This is a genomic window from Parapedobacter brassicae, assembly GCF_051400755.1.
GTDB lineage: Bacteria > Bacteroidota > Bacteroidia > Sphingobacteriales > Sphingobacteriaceae > Parapedobacter.
On sequence record NZ_JBLFFL010000001.1, the window covers coordinates 205,469 to 229,032 of the forward strand.

General features: G+C 52.0%; 16 protein-coding genes. 3 read left to right on the top strand and 13 right to left on the bottom strand.

Features of this window, described 5'->3' with window-relative positions; genetic code table 11:
• Positions 1–4 precede the first annotated feature (4 nt).
• Complete coding sequence (locus ACMGDE_RS00950) at positions 5–208, top strand: hypothetical protein (RefSeq protein WP_436830871.1); 204 nt, start codon at positions 5–7, stop codon at positions 206–208.
• On the top strand, positions 198–620 hold the full coding sequence (locus ACMGDE_RS00955) for a PIN domain-containing protein (protein ID WP_436830872.1): 423 nt from the start codon (positions 198–200) through the stop codon (positions 618–620). The genes ACMGDE_RS00950 and ACMGDE_RS00955 overlap by 11 nt, the downstream gene beginning before the upstream one ends.
• A gap of 57 nt (positions 621–677) precedes the next feature.
• Here ACMGDE_RS00955 and ACMGDE_RS00960 read toward each other — a convergent pair whose 3' ends face one another.
• The 8 genes from ACMGDE_RS00960 to ACMGDE_RS00995 form a co-directional block, all read right to left on the bottom strand.
• A complete protein-coding gene (locus ACMGDE_RS00960) occupies positions 678–1,352 on the bottom strand; it encodes a DUF3823 domain-containing protein (RefSeq protein ID WP_436830873.1) in 675 nt (224 codons plus the stop codon).
• Between the two features lie 17 nt (positions 1,353–1,369).
• Positions 1,370–3,214: a RagB/SusD family nutrient uptake outer membrane protein gene (locus ACMGDE_RS00965; protein WP_436830874.1), complete on the bottom strand. Its 1,845-nt coding sequence runs from the start codon at positions 3,212–3,214 to the stop codon at positions 1,370–1,372.
• Between the two features lie 35 nt (positions 3,215–3,249).
• Entirely contained in the window at positions 3,250–6,387 is a 3,138-nt protein-coding gene (locus tag ACMGDE_RS00970; protein ID WP_436830875.1) for a SusC/RagA family TonB-linked outer membrane protein, read from the bottom strand.
• 92 nt (positions 6,388–6,479) lie between these two features.
• Positions 6,480–7,688, bottom strand: a complete 1,209-nt coding sequence (locus ACMGDE_RS00975) for an enolase C-terminal domain-like protein (RefSeq protein ID WP_436830876.1) — start codon at positions 7,686–7,688, stop codon at positions 6,480–6,482.
• Positions 7,689–7,792: 104 nt separating this feature from the next.
• Positions 7,793–8,641, bottom strand: a complete 849-nt coding sequence (locus ACMGDE_RS00980) for a sugar phosphate isomerase/epimerase family protein (protein ID WP_436830877.1) — start codon at positions 8,639–8,641, stop codon at positions 7,793–7,795.
• Positions 8,642–8,652: 11 nt separating this feature from the next.
• Complete coding sequence (locus ACMGDE_RS00985; protein WP_436830878.1) at positions 8,653–9,765, bottom strand: Gfo/Idh/MocA family protein; 1,113 nt, start codon at positions 9,763–9,765, stop codon at positions 8,653–8,655.
• A 33-nt stretch (positions 9,766–9,798) separates the two neighbouring features.
• Positions 9,799–10,500, bottom strand: coding sequence for a ThuA domain-containing protein (locus ACMGDE_RS00990; RefSeq protein WP_436830879.1), 702 nt, complete (start codon positions 10,498–10,500; stop codon positions 9,799–9,801).
• Between the two features lie 20 nt (positions 10,501–10,520).
• Positions 10,521–13,871 carry a PVC-type heme-binding CxxCH protein gene (locus ACMGDE_RS00995; RefSeq protein ID WP_436830880.1) on the bottom strand — a complete coding sequence of 1,117 codons (3,351 nt, stop codon included), beginning with the start codon at positions 13,869–13,871 and terminating at the stop codon, positions 10,521–10,523.
• Between the two features lie 128 nt (positions 13,872–13,999).
• On the opposite strand from ACMGDE_RS00995, the gene ACMGDE_RS01000 reads away from it, so the two are divergent.
• Complete coding sequence (locus ACMGDE_RS01000; RefSeq protein WP_436830881.1) at positions 14,000–14,902, top strand: AraC family transcriptional regulator; 903 nt, start codon at positions 14,000–14,002, stop codon at positions 14,900–14,902.
• Here the strand turns inward: ACMGDE_RS01000 and ACMGDE_RS01005 are convergent.
• The 5 genes from ACMGDE_RS01005 to ACMGDE_RS01025 are packed head-to-tail and all read right to left on the bottom strand — an operon-like array spanning position 14,896 to position 23,561.
• Positions 14,896–16,869, bottom strand: coding sequence for a family 43 glycosylhydrolase (locus ACMGDE_RS01005; protein ID WP_436830882.1), 1,974 nt, complete (start codon positions 16,867–16,869; stop codon positions 14,896–14,898). The genes ACMGDE_RS01000 and ACMGDE_RS01005 overlap by 7 nt on opposite strands.
• Positions 16,870–16,914: 45 nt before the next feature.
• Complete coding sequence (locus ACMGDE_RS01010) at positions 16,915–17,883, bottom strand: glycoside hydrolase family 43 protein (RefSeq protein ID WP_436830883.1); 969 nt, start codon at positions 17,881–17,883, stop codon at positions 16,915–16,917.
• 17 nt (positions 17,884–17,900) lie between these two features.
• Complete coding sequence (locus tag ACMGDE_RS01015) at positions 17,901–18,941, bottom strand: glycoside hydrolase family protein (RefSeq protein WP_436830884.1); 1,041 nt, start codon at positions 18,939–18,941, stop codon at positions 17,901–17,903.
• A gap of 3 nt (positions 18,942–18,944) precedes the next feature.
• Positions 18,945–20,504 carry a RagB/SusD family nutrient uptake outer membrane protein gene (locus ACMGDE_RS01020; RefSeq protein WP_436830885.1) on the bottom strand — a complete coding sequence of 520 codons (1,560 nt, stop codon included), beginning with the start codon at positions 20,502–20,504 and terminating at the stop codon, positions 18,945–18,947.
• Positions 20,505–20,534: 30 nt separating this feature from the next.
• Positions 20,535–23,561, bottom strand: coding sequence for a SusC/RagA family TonB-linked outer membrane protein (locus tag ACMGDE_RS01025; RefSeq protein ID WP_436830886.1), 3,027 nt, complete (start codon positions 23,559–23,561; stop codon positions 20,535–20,537).
• Positions 23,562–23,564: the final 3 nt, after the last annotated feature.

A 23,564-nucleotide genomic window follows, 5' to 3' on the forward strand; every position in this document is an offset into this window, starting at 1 on the left:
TATCATGAAAACGGTGACATTAGATATCTTGAATGACCACGCTTTCAACCTCTTGAAAGACTTGGAAAAATTGAAAGTGATTCGGCTGCGGAAAGAGAATAAAAAGGCAATTGGAGGGACTTCAACTCCCAAAAAGGCCTCGTTCCAAGCCTTGACTATTGACACCCGGGGCCTCTGGTTTGACAGGGACGAAGCCAATGAGCGATAAGGTTTTTCTTGACACCAATATTATTATCTATTCCTATTCATCTACTGAACCGGAAAAACAAATCATTGCACGCAAACTGATCGCGGAAACGAATTCCTACATCAGCACCCAGGTGCTTACTGAACTTTGCAATATCGCTACCAAAAAATTGAAGCTAACCTATAAAGTGGCGGCAGCTGTGGTGCGTGAATGCTGCAATAACAATACACTTATCATAAACACGCAAGAAACCATCGAAGGGGCAACCAAAATAGCCGAACGCTATGGGTTTTCTTTTTACGACAGCCTCATCCTCAGTGCTGCACTAAATGCAGGATGCCAAAAATTATATTCTGAGGATTTGCAGGACAATCAACTAATCGAAAAGAAACTGACGATTATTAATCCTTTTGTACAACATCGTATAAAATAAAATAACCGCTACCATCCAAAAGACGATAGCGGTTACTTGCTCAAGGCACCAACTTATTTACCGCAACTTCACCACCTGCGAATAAATCGCTTGGTCTTTGCCTACGGGCCGCACGCCTACCCGAGCAAATAACTCCGATCCGGCGTTGAAATCACTGTTGCCAGACAGGTCCAGCGATTGGGTTATCGCAGACCCGGCTTCGGCTTCGTTCAGGTCCTGCCTGACGATGTATACCACATCGTCCACAAATGCCGTCTTGCTTACCAATATCATCGCATAATCAATGGAAGCATCGTCAACCAATTGATTGATTTGGAAGGATGCATCCATGTTATTGCCATTCAAGGACAACGACACGTTTGAAAGGGTATAAAACGGTGTGACTTCTACATCGACATTCGCTGTACCGTTAACGTTGACGATCGTGGTGTCCCGATTATTCACCCAGGGGCCATTGTTATCCCGGGTCACCAGTTTGTACTCGCCGTCGAATAGCGTGGCCTCGAACGTGCCGTCCTGCTTGACAAAAACCTGGATCGGATTCCGCAATTCGTATCCATCCTGGTAGAGCTGTAGCTGCACCGCTTCCTGCGTGCCTTTCACCCCTACGGGTTCGCCATTGTATACCACCCTACCGTATAACTTGGATTCGGGCGCATCGTAGTTGTCAAGTCCACAACTGCCAACCGCAACTATCGCGGGAAGCAATAACAAATTTAAATATCTTCTCATGGTCGTAATCATAACGTTTATTGAAACGGATTCAATACAATCTTGGGGTTTGCATTCTGCCAAGCTAAGTCGATGAAATTATAGTAATTCCGCAGTTCAAATAAGCGAGGGTGCAACGAGTTACTGAATACAAGCCTATCGAACACGTACTTACCATCGTTCGGTGTCCCCGGAGCAACTACCAGATAAGGAAACAAGGCGTATTGCTGAGCCGTTGGACTATTAGCTACACCGTTCCACACCAGATGTGCCTTGCGCCACCGCTTCAAATCCCAATACCGGTGGTTTTCAAAGGCAAACTCTACGCGCCGCTCCTGAATGATATCGTCCAACGTCACTGAACTTAGGGGCTGGATACCTGCGCGCTCACGGACCTGGTTGATGTAGCCAACGGCCACCGGCTGTTGACCTAACTCCATGGCCGCCTCCGCAGCGATCAGCACCGCCTCGGCAAACCGGAACCGGGGAAACCACATCTCGCTGTTACGGCCACGGGTAGAGGCCCCCGCGGCTTCATCCAGAAACTTACGGAAGAAAAAGCCTGTTTTATTAATATATTGGTCATTGGTGCGGGTTGGTCCATTTGCAGCGGTCACCAGACGCCCCCCGGTATCCCGCTCGCCAGGCTGACCGAGAATGGTTTGCCAAGCGCCGTTGTTCCATACTTTCTGGCCTGCTTGCAGCTCCACCGGTGTTCCTTTGAACAACGCATTTGGTAGGATCACGGTGCCGCCTAACCGCGCATCCTTATTCGCGAAGGCATCTAGTGGATTGTCGTAGAAGATATAGTTACCCTGATTATCTCGAATATGAATATCTCCATTCCGATCGTCCGTGTATTCGAAATCCTCCACCAAATTAAGAATCGGACCTCCATACGCGCGGTCGATATCCTCCGCGTGCGAACCGGGAATGTTTCTCGTTGTAAAAGCCGTCTGTTGATTGGTACCGGGATAGATACGGTCCTGTGCCCAAATGACCTCGGTGTTGTTCTCTTTTATGCTTAATGTTTCGTAGAAATTACGCTCCAGATCGTCCGGCTTGTTTAACTGCAACCCATACGGACTGTTGGCGATCACGTCCTGTGCTGCGGCCAGGGCTTGTTCGTAATATCCCGCAGCACGATCAGCTGGAATCCCTACTTCCCCACCGGCAGTACGAATGGGATTTGGCATCTTGTTGTTGTAATTCGCTAATGACCCCGCATAAATCGCTGCCCGCGCTTTCAGCATTAAGGCCGCCCACTTGTTAGCACGGGCGGAATGGGCGTTCGTTTCGTCAGATGCCAGGGTTGAAATCGCTTCGCACTCGGCGATGATGTAGTCATATATACCGGCTTCCGTAGAACGCGGGTATTGCAGGGTAGTGATATCCATACCACTTTCGTATTCAAATACCTCATCACCTACAATCGGCATTCCGCCCAGTCCCCTGGCCATATTGAAATAGGTCCAGGCACGGAGGAACCTGGCTTCCGCTTCGTATACCTGTTTTTCTTCATCACCAAGTGCGGTGGTCTCACGCAGGCCTTGTAAAAATTGGTTAACATCACGTATTAGCGTATAATCGTAAACCCGCCACAATTCGTTTCCATAATTCTGGATATTATCCGGTCCACCATCAGACTTTCCGGCCTCATCCAGTATCGTGTACTGGTAGTCGTCGCCGATATGTTGCCCCCAGCTCACCCGACCGTAATAGTTGGCCAATACCGAACGGATCATTACCTCGTCACCGAAAATTTGGTCATCGGTCATGATCGTGTCGGGCTGGCGTTCAAGGAAGTCCGAACAGCTGCTGATGCAGGTAATCCCGCCCGCCAACACCAACACCTTGAATATTGATATGCTTGACTTTTTCATAATTCTTTTTTTTACATTAACTAAATCGCAAAGTACTAGAACTGCACATTCAAACCAAAATTGAAAATCCGCATCGTCGGATAACCCAATCCGTTGGTGTCCTGCGTTTCCGGGTCAATGCCAATCAGGTTGGTGAGTGTAAGCAGGTTTTGGCCCGAAAAATATACCCGGACACCCGTAATCGAAAGCGGTTCCAGTATCCGAGAAGGCAATGAATAGCCAAAGTCCACATTGCGAAGTTTGATATACCGGATCTTCTGCTTCCAGAAATCGCTATTCCAGTAGTTGCTGTGTGCGCCGTTACCGATCAAGAGCATGGGGTATTTACCCGGAATCAACTCACTGTTGGCATCCCAGATATCAGAAAGCTGCCAAGCATCATCCGCATAGTACTGCGGAATGTTACCCCCGTTTTGGAAGGGCGTGCGCATTTCATTCTCCTTGTAGAAGGTGTACATGCCACCGCCGGAGAAGTCCAGCGCCAAATCAAACCCTTTGTACGCAAAGGCAAAATTTAGTCCGAAGTTCAGGGCGGGTGTAGCATCCTGGCGATACCCGATCGGACGCTCATCCAGTCCATTGATTACCCCGTCGCCGTTGAGGTCCTTATACTTGACATCTCCTGGGCGCAGTGTGCGGTTACCCTCGCGGTCGTTGTCGATCGGCCAACTGGCGATCTCTTCCCAACTTTGGAATTGCCCATCAGACTGCAACCCCCAGTTCAGGTAACCATACCGCTGCACAATCGAGCCTCGGTATACATCCCAGGAATTGCTAAAGCGTGGCTTGTAACGATCCCAATCATAAAAACGGGAAAACGTGACGTTACCTGCCAGTGAATAATTGAATTCGCCCGCACGGTCACCCCAACGCACCACCGCTTCGTAACCACGATGCATATCGGAATTCAGGTTCTCATTGGGTAGCCCAAAGCCAACTTCCGTAGGCAATAACACATCATATCGTGCCGCTGGAAGGCCTGTACGTTTACGTTGGAAGAGCTCAATCGTTGTCGTCAGCCGGTTGCGGAGGAACGCGGCATCGATGCCGATATTGGCCATCTCAGCACGTAACCAAGATAGCGTGGTAACCGGAAGCCCACGAGGCTGCGTGCCTACTACATATGCGCCATCAATTACCGATGACGCGACGTTCACCCAATCACCGGCGGCATTTCTGTATCTTTTATAGTTGTAGCCACTCATGTAGTCAAAAGGATTATACCCGGCCGTATTGTCGTCCCCAACCAAACCGAACGATCCTCTGATCTTCAAATCGTTGACCACTTGACCTATCTTGCTATCTTGCCAAAACGATTCCTGAGAAATCCGCCATCCCGCGGATGCCGCAGGGAAAAATCCCCAACGGTCGTCGGTGGGAAATTTCCAGGAGCCATCGTAGCGGCCCAGTAATTCAAGAAGGTATTTTCCATCATAATCGTAGTTGACTTTACCGATGTATCCCAGCCGTGCCTGTGGATTTTCTCCCTCATCATCATAGGTATCCATGGTCTCATAGTCAATTAGCGTCAATGAGTTGGCTGTTGGAATAGAGTGTACCCACGTAGTAGGCGTTTTACGAAGAATACTCTCTACACCGCCAATCACTGCGAGATTATGTGATCCGAATGACTTGTTATAATTCAATTGCACATTCGAAGTCATTTCTTCCACGTGGCCCATACGGCGCTCACGCCAAGGGTTGTTGTTTTCGAAATCAACTTCGTACGTATCCGTGGCTTCATCGTATCTGTACAGCTTATACGTGAACTCATGATTATCCATCCGCTGGTTGGCAAAATAATAACCTACCAATGCCTTGGCTTTCAATCCGTCGATAATGTCATACTCCGCGTCAAAGTTAAGCTGGCTAACCCGCCAGGTCTCCGTCCGTTCGCCGGATAGCTCGTAGTTCAACCACCCAAAGTTGGTGCCGGGGTCTGTGGAAGTCAGCGCAGGATAATCGGGGTTGTCGTTTGCAAACGGACGTTTTGTCGGCAGATTACGGTATGTGCCGAAGCGCGGCAACCACAAGTCGTCTCCCCCGGGTACACCAGGATTTCGCCGATATTCATGCCGGGCATTGTAATTTGCCCCCACTCGGAAGCGATCAGAAATCTGAGCGGTGATGTTCATCTGCACGTTCGTCCGTTTGAACCCCCCATAGTTCACAATGACGTCATTCTGGTTGAGGTGACCCAAACTGAAATAGTAGTTGATCTTGTCGGATCCGCCGGATACGTTGGCGTTGACGTAAACCTGGGGAGAGGTCTCCCAAATGTAATCGTACCAATCAAAAGGTACATAGCCCTTCTCCGTGCCTTGCCGCCATTTCGCCAAGTCATCTGCATCGTAGGTGTAGTCGACCCCTTGCACGGTTTCGGATTGGATATAGCTCTCCACGTAGGTCACCGCATCCGCAGGCTTTGGAAACGCAGATAAGTTTTGAAAACCGTAGTTTGATGTCAAACTGATGATATTCTTGGTATTGCGTTTACCCCGTTTGGTCGTGACAACTACGACACCATTTGCCGCCCGTACACCGTAAATAGCCGCAGATGCGTCCTTCAGAATGGTAACGGATTCAATGTCATTGAAGTCCAGATTATTAAACTGACCGGCATCCTTCTGTACACCGTCGATGACGTATAGGGGGCTACCCATGTTACGGATCTGGATATTGGTGGATGACCCCGGCCGGCCGTCGGTCTGCCGGAAGTTCAGCCCCGGAATCTTCCCGACCAAGGCTCCCGAGGTAGTCGAAGCCAAGGATCGGTTGATGTCATCTGCGGTAACGGTAGAAATAGCTCCTGTTAACGTCTCTTTCTTCTGCTCCATACCAAACCCCGTGACCACCACTTCTTCCAATGATTCCGCTGAGGTGGTAAGATCGACCACCACATTGTTGCTCGTGGCGCTCACCGCCACGGTGGCTTGGTCGTAACCGATAAACGACACCATCAAGGAATCGCCCGCTGATGCCACCTCAATGGAAAACGTGCCGTCCGGCGAACTCGAAGTGGTCTGCTGGCTGCCCAATGCCCTGATCGTGGCGCCGCCGATGGGTGTTTGCCCCGCCGCATCCCTGACCGTCCCGCTGATCGGGCGCGTCTGGGCCATCGCTATGGATAGTCCAACACACCATAGCAATGATACTAGTAATGCTTTGTTCATAATTTGTTTTGTTTTAAACGTTTATAATGGCATTAATCGACCTTGGTAGCGTCAACTTGGTTGGATCGGCTGCCAAGGGTATTAGCGATATGCTATCGCAATAGTTTCAAACCGAAACCCGGTGTGGCGGGTGGAATCAGTTTTCCATCTACCACGGTGTATCCACTGAGATCTACATCGTCAGAAGTGCTGGTAACGCCTTCTATCGTCACGGTGTTGCCCAGCCCGCCGGTTAAATGGGCGGTGTAGTACGACTTCAGCAGCGAGCCCCAGGCGTGCGGCGATGCTTGTACCTTGTACTGTACTAACTGCGGCATGAGCTTGCGCCAATTCGTAAAGCCCAGGCCTTCGATATCGCTGATGTGTACGTCCATCAGTTGCTCTCGCATGAGTTCGTCTAACAAGGCGGGATCGGGGTCTGCCTCGCCATCAGCGATCAGGCTCTTGACGTTGGTCTTTGCCATCCAGTCCCGCAGCTTCCGGTAATCTTCAACCGTTTCATGAAAGGGTTCCTCGATCCAGAAAAGGGGGATACCGCCGATCCCGTCGAGGTAGCTGGTAAATTCGCTTACGGTGAAGCCGTTGTTGCCATCCACGAGTATATCGCAGTCCGGAAATGCCTTTGCCACCTGCTTGGTCACTTCGATGTCGCGGGCGAGCCCTTCTTTTTGCGCCATCCAACGGTGCCCTCTTCCTATTTTCAGTTTGAATTGGCGGTAACCGTATTCGTAATCATAGCGGCAGTTCGCCAGCACCTTATCAATGCCGCCGGGTGCGTGGGCGGGCTCCAGGTCGTCGAAATAGATCATACCGCTGTAATACGGCGCCGTATGTGGGGTCTCGCGACCCAACAGGGCATATACGGGCTTGTTTAAGACTACGCCCGCGAGGTCATGCAGGGCAATGTCGAACGGAAGGTACCGATCGTCTTTGATGCCGACGGCGACGGCGAATACGTCTGCCAGTTTCTTTCCGACCAACTCGGGAACGAGGCGTTGCGCCTCTCCCCGGCCGCCCCGCAAGGAAGCCCAGCCCTGGGCACCCTTATCGGTGGTGATGGTGCAGATCTCTATCCGCGGCCCGAACCCATGCACATCCAGCCGTGCATTTTTGCCGACGAAGCGAGGGTATTGCAGCCTGACATCGCCGAATGTCACCGATTTGATGGTATGGTAGGCCAGTTCTTCTTGTAGGCGCCCTCCACCCCCCGCATCTGTAAGGATGCCGGCAATGGCGGTTTTGGATAGCAGGCTGGTTGCAATCCCCGCATTCACTGTCTGAATAAATTTTCTCCTTTTCATATATAATCCTGTTTTATAATTAGTTATTCATCTAGTATCCTTGATTTCAGTGTCCCCCTTCGACGTTCAAGCTCATGCAAAATCGGCCTTGAAAACCAACTTCTTCATTTGCAAAACGTTTTATTTAAAAAAGCAAAGCCTTCTGTGGCGAGCTCATCCGCACTGCCAGCCAATGGCCGCCAGATACTGGCGGCTCTCGCCAGTTCTTTGGATGGCGCCCCGAATGTTTCGATGACCAGACTCCCCTGGTAATCGATCGTATCGAGCGCTGCACGGATGCCTGCCCAATCGAGATGGCCTGTGCCCGGTGTGCCGCGATCATTCTCATTGGCTTGGACATGAACCAGCCGATCGCCTAGCTTTATGATACTGGCAGGGATATCCTTCTCTTCGATGTTGCTATGGAAGGTATCTAACAAGATCTTCAAGTATGGGCTGCTGACCTCATCTACCAGGGAAATGGCTTGATCGACGGTGTTGATCATATCCGTTTCAAATCGATTTAGCGGCTCCAGCGCCAAGGTGACCCCCAAAGCCTCCGCTCGCTGAGCGGCCTGGTGAAGATTGTCCAGACACCACTGCCGCTCCTGCTTTTTCTGATCGGCAGACACCAGTCGGGTTTTGCCCACGGCTGAATAAAGCGGACCGCCGAAGACCGGGCTTTCCAGTTCGTTGGCGATTTCCAGGCAGTCAACGATATAGGAAAGCCCGTTTGCCCTGATTTCGGGCTGTTCGTGTGCAATATCCCGATCCATCCCGAAAGCACCGCTAACGGTGACGGCTAAGTCCAGGTCGCGGCACGTTTTTTTCAGCGCAGCCCAATCGATCAGACTTCGGTCTTCTACGGCGATTTCAATAACGTCGTAGCCAATGTCTTTGGCCTTACGCAAGATATCGAAGGCCGCGGTAGCAAACGGCGAAACCCAAACAAACGTGCTTATTCCTATCTTCATCACCAACTCATTTATTGTTCGAAACTCGGCACATCGACCCGGATACCGCCTTTCATGGCCGACTCATGTGCGCAGATCCCCGCGCAGGTGTAATTGGCCGCCAACGCGGCATCCACCGCGGAATTCCGGCCTTCTACAATCGCAGCGACAAACTCCTGTACCAAGTGGGGGTGCGACCCGCCATGACCGGCTCCCTGTAGGAAGGACACGTGGTTGGGGTCGTCGATCTTTTCGCGCTTGGTGAAATCCGCTATTTCGGGAATCAGCAGCTCATCGGTATCGGGCACGTCAATGCGTTTAGCATTTTCACCGCCATCGAACACCACGTGTTCCTCATCCTGCAATTGCTCCCATTCGAAGGACATCTTGGTGCCGTATACATCATAGCTTTCGCGGTATTGCCGCACCACGTCAAACAGCGAACGGGTGGCTTCGGCAACCACATCGGTGCCGCGGAGCTTGAATGTAGCGGTCTCCACCGCATAGGGGGCATTATAGCGGCTGGCCAGATCATCGGATAACCGACCCGATCCGTGGCAAACCACCGATTCGGCGATGGTATTGTTGATGCGCAACAAAGGCGATATGGCGTGTGTGCCATTCAACATGGGCGGATAACCCTTCCAATAGTCGGCCCAGCCTTCCATGCTCATGTCCTGGATGTGCGATCCGCGCACAAACTGGATCTTACCCAGCTGTCCGGTTTCGGCGAGCTTGAGCCCGTACAGGAATTCGCGGGTATACAGGGCGGTCTCCATCATCATGTACACCTTCCCTGCCCTGCGCTTGGCGTCGACAATCGCTTTGCAATCTTCCACCGTCATGGCCATCGGGATGGTACAGGCCGTATGCTTATTTGCATTCAATGATGCCAAGGTCATGCGTGCGTGTTCGGGTACGGGTGTGACGATATGGATGGCATCGACATCTGCTCGCTTAACGACCTCCTCGAAATCGGTAAAGACCAAGTCCTCATCCAGGTTGAACTTGGTCTTGAGTTCATCAAGGGTATTTTGATTACGGGTGCAAATGCCTACTGCTTTGATGTTGGGATGTTTCTGATAAATAGGGATAAATTCTTTTCCAAATCCCATACCGACGATAACGACTGTGATTTTTGACATGTGTTTAATCTATTGATTGATGATACCATTTGTTTAGTTCGTAACCCATTTGAGCGCGTTGAGTAATAAGGTCCGGTACGCTTCATGCTGATGACTGTGCTCATCGTGGCCCGTTGTAATTCCAGCTATTTTTGCCTTCTTGTGCTTCACCGTGAATACGCCTGGATAAACCGCGTCGGTTTCCTTAGATTGGCCAATGACCAATACTTCAATACCTTTTGCTGTGGGGTCTGGCACGAGCCTGTACAACTCATCGACAAACTCGAATTTTGCCGGAACGCCTTGTGTGATCGGATGGCCGGGATTAACGACAAAGTTTTTGATTTCCTGAAGCTTTTCATGGCTCTTGCTGCCGCCGCCCACATAGTTGAGATTATATGCAGGCCAGTCCTCCCAGTTGTACCATACGGCTGCGTGCAGCAACAGCAGTCCCTTCCCTTTCTCCACAAATTTCGTAATGGCGGCCTGGCTTTTTGCGCCGACGGGCTGATTGTTGGCGAGGATCAGGACGTCAGTCTGTTTCAGATAGACTGGTATGGAATCCGGCTGCTCGGTGTAGGTCACCTGGTAGCTGCCGGTCGATTCAATCGTTTTGGTGTCTTCCTGCCCATACCAGCGCGCGAAATCATGGGATCCCCCACCGCCGACCATGAGTACCCTCGTCTGCGCCATTGCCATACCGGCAATAGACCATGCTAATGCAACTCCTGCGAGTAATTTTGCTGCGTTATTCATTCGTCAATTTGTTTTAATGGTTATTTTACAACTCTCATAATGCCATTCATGCCGCGCCAGTGTCCTGGAAACGTACAGACATAGGGATAATCACCGGCCGCTGTCGGTGCGGTAAATTCCAGCGTAAAGCGCTCGCCCGGATTGACCAACGAGGTATGATGCAACACTTCGGGGATGTCCGGAATATATTGCTTCTCGAATGCTTCGGAAGAGCGGAGCATGTCATCCGCGGCTTTACCGACGATCTCCAATGTACCCGGCTGGAGAATCAGCAGATTATGCTGCATGCCGTCGGGATTTTCAAACACGAGGGTGATCCGTTTGCCCGCGGGCACCGTGATCAGCTTCTTGTCGTACTGCATGATGTCTTTTACCGCCTTCAACTCAATGCGCTCCGATGGCGTACTGCTCGCAGAGTCTTCCGCCGCGCCATCAGCAGCCAGGCCGCCTTGGATAGCCGCTTTGGATAGCCTAAGCGTAATGTCATTGACATTGCCGGTAAAGTCCGAAGATTCGCCGTAGTCCGTGAATGCATGCTCGTCGTCAAAATCGGCTCCCGTGCGCAGGTAGAGGTTCAGCGGGCTTTGGAACAGGTGCATGGCCTTTGCTACCCCTTGGTTGGCGCCATTCACCAACAGGCTGACGGTACCGTCGGCCAGCAGCTGTGCGTTTACGGTGAAGTCGTTGGGCACCTGGCCCCGCGAAGACACGGCAGCCGTTTTTCCATGCTGGTACACCTCAAAGAACAAGCGATTGCTCTTCATGAATAACGCATAGCCTTCGTGCTTATCTCCCTGGCCGATGATCAGCCCGTTGTAGGGTTGATTGTCCCGGCGGCTGACCTCGGTCTGGATGTGGATTTCCTTGTTGGACACGTCCGGTGAAAACTGGAAGCGGGTGCGGCGGCCAAACGTGTATTGCTCATTTGCAAGCGATTCAAGGATCCGGCGGGCAAAATCCCCGGGGGATTGCTTGGATGCGATAGGGAAGAACGCGTCTTCCTGTTGGGCGATAGCAGCAAACAGGGCTTGTGACAGCCACCGGTCACCCTCATTGGTAGCGTCTTTGGTCGCTTCCAACAAGGCCGTAGCCACGGCATCGGAAGTTGGATATTCGGCAAGCTGCACGAATGCGGCCAGCCGTGTATTCAGGTTCGTATCGGCCAGGATGCCGCTGCCCAAAAGGGCGTCCCTGGATCGATCATGAATTGGCAGTACCTGGACGGCTGCCTTGCGCACACCGGCGGAGGGATGGCTTAATGATTTCACCACCGCGTCGAATGCCGCTTGATTCGACTCGATTGCTTTTAGCCCTTGCAGTGTCCACAGCGCATGGATGGCCGGTGCATTCAGCCCGATATCATCCTGCTTTTGGTCGAGGGCAATATCGATCAGCTCGTCAACGATGTCATCCTGCTGCCGCTCTACCAACAAGCGCTGGGCATGCATGCGCCAAAATTTATTGTTGCTCTTTAAGGCGTTCAACAATCCTGACGCGTCGTCCTTTGATAGTTTTTTGTGAGTCGTTTTATGCTTGGCGTCTTTATATACCAGCCGGTAAACCCGACCGTATTTCTTGTCCCGCAGGTCGCTTTCAAACGCGTTACCCGGACCATGTGGCTGTTCGACGAACGGCAATACCTTATCGGAAGGCGCTTGCGCCGGTACGAACACGTTGTGCTGGATGATGAAATTGTACCAATCGAGTATCCAGACGGCGCCATCCGGACCGACCTCTGCATGGATGGGACCGTACCATTCATCCGAACTTGCCACCAGATTCCATCCGTCATGCTCCTTAAACCCCGCGCCATCGGGTTCGATGACCGCATTGTGCACCAAACGCACTGTTGGTTCGGTGACAAACGCCACCCGATTCCAGTATTCCCGCGGATAATCCCGCGCGGTATACAGTTGATGCCCCGCTGCCGAGGTGAAGCCGCCAACGACATCCACCTGCCGCAGATTTGGCGTCAGGGCATGCACATCGTAATGTCCGTCGATCTTCTGCACCGCATTGACGTTGAGCTTCCGGTCGTCTTCCTTGAGCCGGCGCTGCACCGATTGCTCGGGCATGGAATAATATGCACTGTGTGTATTGTTTGCCGTGGAGATAAAGACGTTGTTGTCTTCGGCCATTCCAAGTCCCCAGGTATTATTGCTCGTCGTTGCCAGGAACCGGAAGTCCGACCCATCCGGATTGAAGTGGTACACCCCTTGCCCGAAGGCCTGCCGCTGGCCATTGATCTGCCCATCGAAACCTGCGTACCCCGTGACCCCCCATATTTTATTGTCAAACCCATATTGCAGGTTGGATGGTCCGGCATGGGTGTCGTTCTTGTTCCAGCCGGTCATGATGGTGTCCCGCTGATCCACGACATCGTCGCCATCGGTATCTTTCATGAAGATAAAATGCGGAGCCATGGCGACCAGGACACCATCATTGGCAAACGTGAGGCTCGTTGCGATATTCAGCCCCTCGGCGAATACCGTAAACTTATCGGCCACCCCGTCGCCGTCCGTATCTTCACAGATCTTGATCCGGTCATTTGCCGCACCTTTTAGTTCCACAAAATTATTGGGATAGTCCATGGCCTCAATGATCCACAACCGGCCCTTTTCATCCCAGCTCATCGCAATGGGATTGACGATGTCGGGCTCCGCTGCAAAGAGCTTCAGTTCGAACCCTACCGGAACCTGCATCAGCTTCTGCGATTCCTCCGGCGACAGCGGATCCTGCATCTTCGGCACGAAATGCCGGGCCGTGAAATCAGCAATGGTATCTTCATAGATGCTGACGCTGGGGATCTTCAACTGGGTTATCAATCCCATCACCCTATCGCCGATGGCCCATTGTACGCCGTTGCTGACCAACTCCAGGAAGTCAAGGTCCTTCCAAGTGGCCTCATCCCGGCCATAAGCCGTGTGGAAAACACGACCTTTGCCCTTGGTCACCTGCTGTGCTGAATCGGTTGTCGCCAGTGTGTCTCCATCGATCGCGCTGATCAGCCATGTCGGATGGCGCTCCGCCGGTTCCATTCCAAGCGCGATCAATCCCTTTCCGCCTTCCACGAAGTCCTCCAACGCATTTTCCTGATCAGAAGCAATCGAATCCGGCGCAGCGAACAGCACCAGCCCGTCATATCCGCGCAAATCTTTCTTGTTCAAATCACCGGGGTCGCTCGTATACGTCAGGTTGATACCGCTTTTGAAAAGCTCGATCGCCAGCCATGAGGCATATTTCGTCGATTCGTCGGACGCATCGACGCTTCCCAAGAACAACACCTCGCCCCTTCTCGGGTGGTCGTCGTTGGTGCAACGGATGAACAGTAAGCAGCAAATGCTAATGATGCAGCAGGAAACTCGGGTCATAATATAACTTTACAATTGTCTATCAACAAAAATACGCGTGATGAAGACAGGAAAACCGCGATATAGTATCACTTTATAGTCAAATTATATCATGATTTGATATATTTGCATCTACACGATGATAAATCATGAAAAGAAGCCACGTCATACCCAAGGCACTCATTCCTGAAAGCCGGTCGTTTGTCGTACGGAAACAAGTCGAGCCATACTTCGATCCGACATTCCACCTGCATCCTGAATTTCAGCTGTCATACGTTACCGAGGGAGAGGGCAACCGCATTGTAGGCGACAGCATCAAGCCGTTTAAAGCCGGCGATCTGGTGTTGATCGGGCCGAACTTGCCCCACGTGTGGCGTAGCCACAATACCTACTTTGAGAAGAATAGTAAACTGAGCACCACGGTCATCGTGCTTTATTTCCACGATCACTTCTTAGGCGAAACCATTCATCAAAAAGAGGAATTCGAAAACATCAGGCACCTCTTCCAACGCTCACATAACGGTCTGGAAATCACCGGAACCACCCATCGGCAAGTGAGCAAATTGATGGAGGAGTTGCTTCATCTGAAAGGGGCCGACAGCATCATCCAATTATTGAAGATCTTGAGTGTACTCGCCTCATCAGAAGAGTGCCACGCCGTTACCCATACGCACTCCGTAGCGTATAATACCGAGGCTGAAACGCACCGGATGAACAAGGTGTATGAGTTTATCATGAAAAATTTCCACCGCAAGATCCACATCGAAGAAGTCGCATCCATTGCCAGCATGACCCGAACATCGTTTAGCCGGTATTTCAAATCCCGTGTAAATCAATCCTTCTCCGATTTCCTCAAAGAGATACGGGTGGAGTATGCCTGCAAATTATTGAAGGAAGGCAAAATGAACATCGAACGCATTGGGTATGAATGCGGCTTTCAATCGACTACGAATTTCAACAAGCAATTCAAGAAAGTCATCGGCAAGCAACCCCACCTATACCGCCATGAATACCAAAAAGTGGCGGTCGATGCCTACCATCACCATCACTGAAACACCGGCGCCGCTTGCTGCGTGGTGCTGGGTGTACCGCCCTTGATTTCTGGCCAGCCAGCCCGCCAGGTAATCGGGTCGAGCATCAGCATGCGTCGGCTGGCGCCGCTCGGAACCTTGCCCCTTGTTTTGTCGATGCCGTGGTAGATCAGCCAATCCGTTCCCTTGTCATCGGTGATCAGCCTCGCATTGTGCCCCGGTCCCACAAACACGTCGTTGCCCTGTATCAGCAGGGTGCCGTTGCCCCGTTCGGCGATGTCGTTGCCATTCCGATCCAGGTAGGGGCCTTTCAGGTGCTTAGCGCGGGCCACCAACACATGGTATTGGCTGTTCGCGCCATCGCAGCAACTTCCCTTAGAACCGAAAAAATAGTAATAGCCATCGCGTTGGTGAATCATCACCGCTTCGAAATCGCCGGCTGCCACCTTGAATTTCGCGGAGAGGTCCGGCACTGAAAGGCCATCATCAGCCAATGGTACCCCGTAGGTCCCCTGGGTAGACGCATCACTGAAGCTGCCCCAAAACACGTACTTGTCGCCGTTTTCTTCGAAGAAAAACGGGTCAATGGAATTGGGGACATCCACCTCCTCACTGGTGAATAACTTTCCATGATCGGTGAACGGACCAGCGGGCTTATCGGCCACGGCCACCCCGATGCCGGGGTTGGAGTCGCCCCATGTGGAGTAGGCGTAGTACAAATAATAGCGGCCATCCACCTCATTAACATCCGGCGCCCACAGTCCGCCGTCTTCTTTCCACGTGGGCTTGGCGGTAAATGCCTGGCCCGCGACCTCCCAATCGACCAGGTTGGACGACCGTAGGATGGGCATCAACCGGCTGCCCTGCCCATCGCCCCAATTATCCTGCGTACCGTAGGCATAGAACTGGCCCGACTGCAGATCGCGGATCACCGAGGGGTCGGCGAGGATGGGTTCAAATACCGGGTTGACGTACGTGCTCTCTCCGCGGGCGGCCGGTTGCAGCACGGGCTTAATGACCTCATTGCTATCCACACTAAATGTATAGTGGCCGGTCTCGGCATCCCAACGCCTGGTGATGGGAACGATCCGTGTCCGCCTTGGGCCTATCTGCTGCCCGTCAAAGTGGACGTGGTATACATAGTACAATTGCCCGTCTAATCCTTCAAACAAATCGCCATGCCCCGAGCCATTTTCGCCCACGATAGAACGATGAAGAATAGGGCTGTCTTTCTGCTTGACCCAAGGTCCGTATGGAGAATCAGCAACGGCATAGCCAACAGCATAGTCGATATTCCGGAAGTGGTTGGCTGAATAAAACAGGTAGTATTTATCCGTTAATTTGATCACGGTCGGACCCTCCATGATGGGTGACGACTCATAAGCAGGGGTGGCTTCCCAAGGCTCCGTTTGGTCGAAGCACTTCCGTAGCGTTTCGGGCTTGATCTTCCCTTTTTCCAAGTCAAACTCGGCCACCCATAGGTAATTACCGTTCCCAAACCGAACATGGTAGAGGTAATACCTGCCATCATCATCTTTGAAAATGTAGGAGTCAATATTTTTCTCCGTGCCATCGATCGGTGCAATTTCCGTTTGTTTATACGGACCTAGCAGAGACGTGGACTGCGCCAATACCGTCTGTTCGTTGGCGGTATAAGTCAGGTAATAGGTGTCATTTGCGTTGAATAGCTGCGGCGCCCAGAAGCCCTCGGTGCCAAAGGCTTGATCGCCCTGGGTTAAGATCATATACGCCGAGTCTTTTGCCCCAGCAGGCGGCGCCCAGTTTTTCAGGTCGGTGGATACCAAAACAGAAAAACCCGATGCCCCCTTTCCGCTTCCTCCTGTCCCGGTCAGGTAATATTGACCATTCTCGATATAGATCGTTGGGTCCGCAAAAAATAGTTCCCGCGTTGACTGTGCTGACAGTTGTGCTGAAGCAGTTAATAGGACGGTGATTAGAACGATGGGATAGAGAACAATGGCTTTCATCTTTTTTTATGGTAGTTATTGGTAAATGCCGTAGGGATTTGCGCATCATTCCGCGAATACCGGCGTGGAATAATCCTGATCAATCTGCAGGATGGTGTTTCCTCCCTGTTCGGTAAAAGTCGCCGTGCTGAGGTGCATGATACGCGGATGTATGTTCGTCTCGCTATGATGTGCGTGAAAAACAATTCGCAAAGCGCCTGCTTTATCCTTAAACATCGCGCTATGCCCCACGCCGACCAAGTCGCCGGGCTTCTGCAAGATCGGGTTGCCCGCGTATTTGGTCCACAGTCCGTTAGGGTGAGTCGCTGTCGCGACACCGATACCGTAAAACGGGCTTTCATAACTATTGGCCGAATAGGTCATGTAGTAAACGCCCTCGTGTTTGACGACAAAGGCGCCCTCATTGACCCTCGGCCATACCTCCTCCCATTCCTGCGACACGTGTATGCAGGGCTTCATCGTCGCCGGTTTAATGGTTTTCAGGTCGGCTTCCAGCTCGGCCACCCAGATGTTGAGACCATCGTTAAACCGATCAAAGTAGAGGTAAGGTTTGCCATCATCATCGATAAACAACGAGTTATCAATGCTTTTCTCCTCGGCCAGCATCGGCTGCTGAACATCCTGCCGGAACGGTCCCAAGGGGTTGTCACTGGTCGCCACGCAGATGTGTTCGTCCGCCGTATAATACATATAAAATGTACCGTTCACCTGGTAAACCTCAGGCGCCCAAAACCAACGGTCGCCCCAAGAGTCGTCCTTATGCAGGGCCAACCGGCCCGTTGGAGCCGATTCCCAGGTCAGCAGGTCGTCCGAGGTGTACACGGCGATACCGTCTTCGGCCGATGTCCCATAGGCATAATAGGTATCCTCATGCAACAAGATAAACGGATCCCCGAACAACACCTTGCGCGCTACCGGATCGGCAGGCGTTTCAGGACGCGCACCGGAATCTCCCGAGGAACACGCCAATACGCTAAAACCAACGGCTAGGGTTACCAAAAAAGAATTTCTCATCACAGCTACAAATATGCTTATTCTTTATCAATCCCAAACCGTTTTACCAAGGCATCGTATTCACTTTTTGAAATCGTGATCATGCAGCCGTGACGCACAGATTCCGGCAAACTGTATTTATCCCAATCGTCGTGAAAGGTGTACCCCGATGCCTGATACCACGGTCCGTTCAGGTTATCCGCGATGGACAGACCATACGATACACCGGGATATTGTTCATAATACAGGTACCAAATCCGATTGTCGGGCGAAGGAATGAGCATCGGTGCTTCCCTGAAATTAGGACTTATGGACGGTGCGGGTTCTGAATAGGGACCGGTAAGTGCTGGTGCCCTGGCTATACGGATGGTCTTTCCCGTGGTCCAATACAGTGTGGGGTATGTTTCATCTTTCAAGATCGCAAAGTACTGATCACCGACACGGCGGATCAACACATCGATGGTCCCCATATTCCAATCAAACAATTTCGTGGGATGCTCCGAAAAAGACTTCAAGTCTTTTGAAAGCACGTAGAGTGTGCGTTGGCTTGCCCAGTACCGCTCGGGATCTTCCTTGGTACCTTCCTGATGCGGGGTATGCCAGGTCAGGATATATTGTTCGGTAGCGTCGTCAAAGAACAGCTTGGGCGCGCCTATCCGCTGCAACGCCTGCTCATAACCGGGGGTACTTTTCAAATCGGGGGTATAGGTATTGTATTTTTCCCAGGCGATTAAATCTGCCGAAACCCAGATATCGATATCTGGCGAGGAATCGTTGTTATTCCCCGCCAGATAATACCTCCCGTCGTGACCCTTACAGATATCCGGGTGTCCCCTGTACGCTTCGGATACCCGTTTTTTTCCATTCAATGCCTGCCAATGCAATCCGTCTGTACTGACGGTGTAGTACAACCGGCCGTAATCCTCATGCAGCATATGGGCAAAGAGGTATGCCTGATTCGCCGCATCTTCGGTACGCTCCACCTGTCCCGGAGGATTCGGTTGTTGCCCGATGCTTTTGATAATGGGCAACATGAGCAGCATGACCATTCCGATCCGGACTTGTATTCCGTTATACATGGCTTAGTAGTTTGGATTCTGGCTTAGTTTACCTCCGCTGTTATCCACTTCGATCTGCGGAACAGGCAGCCGGTTGTGCTTGCCGATAATGAAATTATTAAAATCAGGGTCGCGGCTCTTCAGTTCATCAATGCCTGCCTGTGCGTCCAATAATCCCCACCGCTTCAGATCCACCCATCGCCACCCTTCAAAACAAAGTTCGAGTGTACGCTCCATCTGCAGGTGTTTCAAAAATTGCTCCGGCGAACCCAATGCACTGGCATAGATGCTGTTTTCCAATGCCGGTAAATTGACAGAAGGACGGCGCCTAACCTTGTTGACATATGGCGCCGCCTCCGCCGGCGAGCTGCCTGTTTCGATCAAGCATTCGGCATACATCAGCAACACATCGGCATAACGGATCACGCGGTAGTTGTTTGGCGCAAAATAATCCTCGAAATCCCGGAAGTAGCCCGTTGAATATTTCCGGATGAAGAGGTGGTCGCCCCAGTCTGCATCATTCCATGGCCTTCCATAGATCGACGGATCTTCATCCGGAAAATCGGATGGACTGCCCTTATAGTACAGGTTGTGATACAACCGGATATCATTCGTTCCCCCGAGGTTTTTCTCTTTCTTATATTCGCCGACGAGCCACGCACGGGCCTTTCCATCCTGCCAGCCGATCCCGCCGGGGGCATAGAACTGCGTACGCTGAAGTCCGGTCGCCATGGCGATGTCATCGCCGGTACCGCCCTTATTTTCGTCGTCAAACTGAATTTCGAATACCCCTTCGATATTGTTTTCATTCAGGTGCGTAAAGTTATCCAGGTAATTATCCATCAGACCATATAACGTACCTTCCTTATCGATCAGCCACTGCAATTCTGCTTTGGCCTCGGCATATTTATGCTGCTGCATGTATGCCTTTGCGAGCAATGCTTTGGCGGCCCCGATCGTGGCCCGGCCCACATTATTCGCATCCCAGCTCTCCGGCAGTTTCGTGATGGCGTCTGTGAGGTCGGCCTCTACCTGTGCCCAAATTGCCTCCTCCGGCACCTCCTCCGGCACATAGCCCGGATCTTGGGGCTCCAATACCAGTGCTCCTTTCCCCCATAGCGTGGCGATCTGGAAATACCAGAGCGCGCGCAGGAATGAAGCCTGACCCAACACCTGGTCCTTCGTGACCTGGTCTGCGAATTCGATATCGGGAACGCGGGTCAACACCTGATTTGCGCGGAATATCCCGGCATAGAAGTTGGCCCAGTGCACGTTGTTCCCCTCGAAAAAATTGTAATTTACATAGTTGAACCGCGTCCAATCGCCCAATTCGTTCCAAGGGCTGCTGCTCCACCCTTCATCGGAAGACAGGTCATACCGGAAAGACAGCCACCGCATCCAGGTACCTTCTTTATACAAGCTGCTGTATGCCGCATTGATGCCCATCTGTGCATCAGACTCCGTTTGCCAGAACGTATGGATAGGCGCCTCATTGGGGTTGTCGATATCCAGCAGGTTTTTGTTGCAAGCTGCCGCTAGCAAGCTGACCAGCGCACCCAGCATGATTAATTTATATGTATTCATCTTCGTCTGCATTTTTAACGGTTCCATCGCTTAAAAATTAACCTGTAAACCCAGCATGATGGTGCGGGCATTCGGAAAAGACATATTGTCCGTTCCCCTATCCCATACACTCGTATTGATAAAATCCGGATCAAGCCCGCTATACTTGGTCAGCGTGATCAAATTGTTGCCGCTGACGTAGGCCCGCAAGGTATTCATCCCGGCCTTAGTCAACCAAGTTGCCGGGAAGGTATAACCAAGCTGCACATTGCGCATGCGGAAGAACGAGCCGCTCTCCAACCATAGGTCGGTATCGCCGCGCGTGTTCCGGAGATCGCCATAAATGATCCGCGGAAAGTTGCTGTTGGGATTTTCCTGATAGGGTTCGTTACCCGCCTCAAACCGGATGTAGTTGGAATTATCTGAGAAGTACCTACCCTGCCGCATCGCTCCATTGATGATCTCGTTGCCAAACTGTCCATACCATTGCATGGAGAAGTCCACATTCTTCCAGGAGGCACTGGCATTGAATCCCAGCTGCACGTCTGCCCAGGGATCGCCTACGATCTGCCGGTCGTTCGTGGTGATCACCCCGTTATCATCGGTATCGATATACCGGAGATCGCCGAGCTTCGGCCGCTTTCCTTCAATGGTGATCGGCGCGCCCTGCGAATTCACATAGCCATCGATATCTTCCTGCGTGCGGAATAACCCATCTGTTTTCAGCAAATAAAATTCGCCGAGCGACCGGCCGACCTCACTGCGGGTCTGCCCGGTGTAGAACACCTGTGTTCCATAGCCCAGTTGGAGAATTTCATTATTCAGGGTAGTCACGTTAGCCCCCAGGGAATAATTGAATTCCCCCACCTGATCTTTCCACGTTGCGGCCAGTTCAAAGCCGGTATTCCGTAGACTTGCGGCGTTCGCCAGGGGGTTGGTACCGGTATGCCCGGTCGTCATCGAGATCGGCATCTGCGTAAGCACATCAGATGTGGTCGACTGGTAATATTCGGCTGTCACGCCCAATCGGTTGGACAAAAATGCGGCATCCAAGCCGATGTTTACCTGTTCGGTCCGTTCCCACCGCAGGTCTTCGTTTTGTATCCTCACCTGGGTGGCACCGTTGACCAGCGACTGGTCGATACCAAATACGGTAACGATATTGGCGTTAACGGTGTTCATGTAATCCCAGTGACCGGCATTCCCTTGGCCAATAGCTGCATTACCCAGCTGACCGTAATTGGCGCGCAGTTTCAGATCGTCAATCCAGGACGATTGAAAAAAGGGTTCGTTACTGATCCGCCAGGCACCCGATACCGAATAGTAATCTGCCCACCGATATTGCTCAGCCAGCTTGGAATCACCGTCGCGCCGGTAGGTCAGCGTCAGAAAGTACCTGTCGTCATATATGTAATTGGCCCGTCCCAAATAGGAGATCAGCGCATATTCGCCGATGGTATTCCAGTTGGTCTGATTAGCCTGCCCTGCACTCAATACGGTGATATAGTCGCCGCCCAACAGCGGGAAGCGAAGGCGCTGGGCGCCGACATCTTCCCAGTAAAAATGCTGATACGTCAGACCGGCCACGGCATCGATGTGATGATTGCCGAAATCTTTGTTGAGATTCAACGTATTTTCAATCAGCTCGTTGGTTTCCTTGATCCGGTTCTTCTGCCCTGTCGGATCCCTGAATTCCTGGTTCATGGTCCAGTTGCCTTCACCCCGGAAATACCGGTAGTCGTCAAAGATATAGTCAATACCGCCGTTGATTTTGTAGGTCAGGAAATCGGTGAGCCGCGCCTCGCCCCAGAGCGTACCGCGTAATCGGTAAATCTGGGTATTGGTCGCTTCCAGATCCTCGCGTGCGATCGGATTGGTGCCGAATGTACGGGCATTGGCCTCGTTACCGTAGCCGTATCCGCCCGGATTGTTGGCATCCCTGACCGGGATAGTAGGCAGCATGCGGACAACATCGACATATGGCGCTGTCTGTAATGGATCCCGATTGGTCTGGGCAAAATTAAAGGTTTCTCCGAATGAAAAAATGCCGCGCTTCCCACTGGTATTGACACGGAAGGTATACCGGTCAAACGAATTGCCGTACATGATGCCCTCATTGTTGTAATACCCCCCGGAAACGAAGTAGTTGCCCGACTCACCTCCGCCCGACAGCGAGAGGTTATAATCCTGCACCAACGCGGTCTTCATCGTTTCCTCTTGCCAGTCCGTATCGAAGTCAGCATGGTTCTGAAGTGCACCGTTCCAAACGCCGTCATTGATGCCTTCCTGATAGGCCATGTCGTTGTATTTTTTATATTCCTCCGCGCTCATCAGGTCGTATTTCGGCGACCAGTCAAACGACTCCCTGACCGAGACATCGACTTTCATCGGGCCCTTGCCCCCGCTTTTCGTGGTGACGATGATCACCCCGTTGGCGGCGCGCGACCCATAGATGGCCGCCGCTGAGGCATCTTTCAGGATCTGGATGGACTCCACGTCGTTGGGGTTGAAGTCGGCCCCGCCACTCGTAATCATCCCGTCAATGACCCAAAGCGGGTTGTTATTGGTGAGGTTGCCCACGCCGCGTATTTCGATGTTCGCATCCGCCCCGGCATTGCCCGTATTGCGTACACTCACCCCCGTAGCCAGTCCCTGAATGGACTGCCCGATCGTGCTGGCTCCGGTCTTGGTCATTTCAGCAGGATCGATCACCGACACCGCGCCGGTTAAATCCTTCTTTTTGACTGAACCGTAACCGATGACCACCACTTCTTCGAGCGTTGCCTGCGCCTCATCTACCTGCAAGGTAAATACCCGCTCCGTCGCGTCGCCCACCACCTCCTCCAGCGGCAGGTAACCTTGGTAGGTGATCACAATGATCGCGTTGCTGTCACCGACCGTTAATTTGAACCTGCCGTCGTCATCGGCCACGGTGCCTTGCTCCGTGCCTTTGATGACAATCGTTGCGTTGGCCAGGGGCTGACCGCCATCGCCCAAGACCTGCCCATTCAACACATGCTGTGCAAAGACGATGGAATGGAGGCATATCAGGGCTGCCGTAAAAATACTTTTCATCATATC